Origin of the sequence: Kitasatospora sp. NPDC056327 (genome assembly GCF_042261735.1) — a bacterium.
GTDB lineage: Bacteria > Actinomycetota > Actinomycetes > Streptomycetales > Streptomycetaceae > Kitasatospora.
On sequence record NZ_JBHJRC010000497.1, the window covers coordinates 1 to 2,907 of the forward strand.

A 2,907-nucleotide genomic window follows, 5' to 3' on the forward strand; every position below is an offset into this window, starting at 1 on the left:
ACCGACCCGGTGTCGGCCGCGGCACGGCGGGCCGTCGGCCGCGGCTCAGGGGGTGCCGGTGCCCAGATGGACGGTGACGAGGCCGACGGTGACGAGGGCGAGGCCGGCGAGGGCGGTCGGGGACGGGACCTCGTGGCGGACGGCGAGGGAGGTCAGCACGGTGCCGATGGTGCCGATGCCGGTGAAGACCGCGTAGGAGGTGCCGACCGGGAGGTCCTGGAGAGCACGGGAGAGCAGGTGGGCGGCGCCCAGCATGAGGACCAGGCACAGGGCGGTCTGCGGGAGCCGGGTGAACCCCTCGGTCGGCTTGATGGACTGCGCCCAGGCGACCTCCACCGCCCCGGCCAGCAGCAGCCAGATCCACGGCACGCCGCTCACTCCCCGCGCCGGACGCGGTGGCCGACCAGCTCGGCGCCGGCCTCGCCGGCCCGGCGGAGCGCTTCGGCGAGGGACTCCCGGTGCAGGCCGGTCCGCCCGGCCAGGGCGGGGTCGACCAGGGAGTTGACGAGTTCGGCGGCGATCACCTCGGTGTCCTCGACCGCGTAGTGGCCGCGGACGAAGTCGCTCAGGTAGCGCCCGGCGTGGTCGTAGGGCTCGCGCGGGGTGCCCGGCCCGTAGGCGCCGCCGTGGGCGGCCACCACGACGAACCTGCGCGGGGCGAGCACCATCCTGGGGAAGGTGACCTGGTCGATCCAGGCCTTGAGGGCGGCCGGGACGCCGAAGTTGTACATCGGCGCGCCGATCAGGACGGCGTCCGCCGCGACCAGTTCGCCGAGCAGCGGCCGGACGACCGCCCAGGCCTCCCGTTCCCGCTCGGTGCGGACCGCCTCGGCGTAGCGGGCGATGTCGGTGATGCCCTCGCGCAGCAGGGTGTCGCAGATCGTGGTCCAGCCCTCGCGGATCGGCGGGACGGGGTCGGCGGCGAGGTCGCGGTGGGTGACCTCGCCGCCGCCGGCGGCCCAGGCCCCGGCGAAGGCCGCGCCGAGGCGGCGGGTGACGGAGTCGGTGCGCGCGCTGCTGTCGAGGTGCAGGAGGTGGGACACGGTGGAACCCCCGGGACGGTCTGGGCAGGACGGAGCCGCGGACACGAACGGACAGTGTGTCCACTTGTCGGCGGACCCCACGATAGAGGGAAGTGGACAGCGCGTCCACTTCCCTTCGGCCGCCCCTTGCCCCTACCGTTGCCAACCATGACGACCGAGCTCCCGATGGCCGCAGGCCCGCCGCCCCGCGAGCGGGCCGATGCCGCCCGGAACCGGGCCAAGGTGCTCGCCGCCGCCGAACGGCTCTTCGCCGCGGGCGACCCGGCGGCCGTCACCATGGACGACATCGCCCGGGCCGCGGGCATCGGCCGCGGCACCCTCTACCGCCGCTACCCGGACCGCGCCTCGATCGCCCGCGCCCTGCTCGACGAGCACGAACGCGCCCTCCAGGACCGGCTGCTGCGCGGCGCCCCGCCGCTCGGCCCGGGCGGCGGGACGGACGGCGGGACCGGCGGCGGGACGGGCGGGGCCGACGCCGCCCCGGCCGAACGGCTGGCCGCCTTCTACGCCGCGATGGTCGACCTGCTGGAGACCCATGTGCACCTGGTCCTGGGCGCCGAGACCGGCGCGGCCCGCTACCGGACCGGCGCCTACGCCTTCTGGCGGCTGCACGTCGCCCACCTGGCGCGCGAGGCCGGCCGGCCGGACCCGGAGGTCCTGGCCGACCAGTTGCTCGCCCCGCTCGCCCCGGAACTCTTCCGTCACCAGCGCGACAGCGGCCTGACCCCGGAACGGATCGCGGCCGGCCTCGCCGTCCTGGCGCACGGCGCCCTCGGATAGCCGGGGCGCCGCGCCCCGCGATCAGGCGGGCACGTGCCAGACCTGGTTGGCGGCCCCGTTGCAGTCCCAGATGCCGAGCTGGTTGCCGTTGCTGGTGGAGAAGCCCAGGTTGTCCAGGCAGCGGCCGGACGCCGGGTTGAGGATCGAGCCGTCGGCCCGGACCTGCCACTGCTGCGCACCGCTGCCGTTGCAGGTGTAGAGCTGGATCTTGGTTCCGTTCGCGGTGCCGGCGCCGGTGACGTCCATGCACTTGTTGAAGGCGCGGACGGTGCCGTCCACGGCGACCTTCCACTGCTGGGCGTCGCTGCCGTTGCAGTCGTAGATCTGGACCGGCGTCCCGTCGGAGCTCTTCGCACCCTTCACGTCGACGCACTTGCCCGCGTAGCCGGTGATCCGGCCGACCGGACCGGCGGGCTGGGGCGGCAGCTTGGCGCCGAGCACGACGGCCGGGAACACCACGGTCTCGTTGACCCCGCAGGCCGCGATCGCGGTGCCGTCGCCGACCATCGTGCCGCTGTAGGTGGGCCGGGAGAACTGCACGGTGTGCTGGGCGTTCCACCACTGACAGGTCGCGGTGACCTGCCAGGACTGGAGCGGATCGATGCCGCTGCAGGTGCCGTAGGCGTTCCACGCCCCGACGTAGGCGGAGCAGCCGGCGGCCAGGGCACCGGCGGACTGCGCACCGGTCGACTGCGCGCTGGCGGCCGGTGCGGCGAGGGAGGCGGCCGCGCCCAGCAGGGCGGCGGTCGAGAGGAGGGCGGCGGTACGGCGCATCGGAAGGTCCTTCCGGAGACGGGTCGAGCGGGCAACCCGCACGTCCGGGAACCGTGTTGACGGTGCGACGGTTGTGCGGGCCGCGTGAAAGCCTCCGGGGGTGTACGGCCACGGTCAACCACGCGGGTCGCCGATCCCGCCAATGGTCCGTCCACGGACGGGCATTGGTACGAACGGACGGGCTGATTCCACGGCAGGCCGGGGCCCCGGGTGATCCGTCCGGAAAGCACCAGGCCAACCGGGGTCCGAGCGGTCCGGGAGGCCGCCCGGCGGGCGGAACGCGAACGGCCCGGCTCCCCCGTGCGGGGGG

General features: G+C 75.0%; 4 protein-coding genes. 1 reads left to right on the forward strand and 3 read right to left on the reverse strand.

Annotated elements, in window-relative coordinates; genetic code table 11:
* Positions 1–45: 45 nt before the first annotated feature.
* Positions 46–369 (reverse strand): DMT family transporter, encoded by a 324-nt coding sequence (locus ACFCX4_RS35680; RefSeq protein ID WP_376151538.1) that lies wholly within the window; start codon positions 367–369, stop codon positions 46–48.
* Between the two features lie 5 nt (positions 370–374).
* Positions 375–1,043: an FMN-dependent NADH-azoreductase gene (locus tag ACFCX4_RS35685; RefSeq protein WP_376151540.1), complete on the reverse strand. Its 669-nt coding sequence runs from the start codon at positions 1,041–1,043 to the stop codon at positions 375–377.
* Positions 1,044–1,190: 147 nt separating this feature from the next.
* On the opposite strand from ACFCX4_RS35685, the gene ACFCX4_RS35690 reads away from it, so the two are divergent.
* On the forward strand, positions 1,191–1,823 hold the full coding sequence (locus ACFCX4_RS35690; RefSeq protein ID WP_376151542.1) for a TetR/AcrR family transcriptional regulator: 633 nt from the start codon (positions 1,191–1,193) through the stop codon (positions 1,821–1,823).
* Positions 1,824–1,844: 21 nt separating this feature from the next.
* Here ACFCX4_RS35690 and ACFCX4_RS35695 read toward each other — a convergent pair whose 3' ends face one another.
* On the reverse strand, positions 1,845–2,597 hold the full coding sequence (locus tag ACFCX4_RS35695; protein ID WP_376151544.1) for an RICIN domain-containing protein: 753 nt from the start codon (positions 2,595–2,597) through the stop codon (positions 1,845–1,847).
* Between the last annotated feature and the right edge of the window lie 310 nt (positions 2,598–2,907).

What these genes read in the sequence shown, in the direction of transcription:
- ACFCX4_RS35690 (WP_376151542.1), top strand. Translation starts at nt 1,191, where the DNA reads ATGACGACCGAGCTCCCGATGGCCGCAGGCCCGCCGCCCCGCGAGCGG.
- ACFCX4_RS35695 (WP_376151544.1), bottom strand. Translation starts at nt 2,597, where the DNA reads ATGCGCCGTACCGCCGCCCTCCTCTCGACCGCCGCCCTGCTGGGCGCG.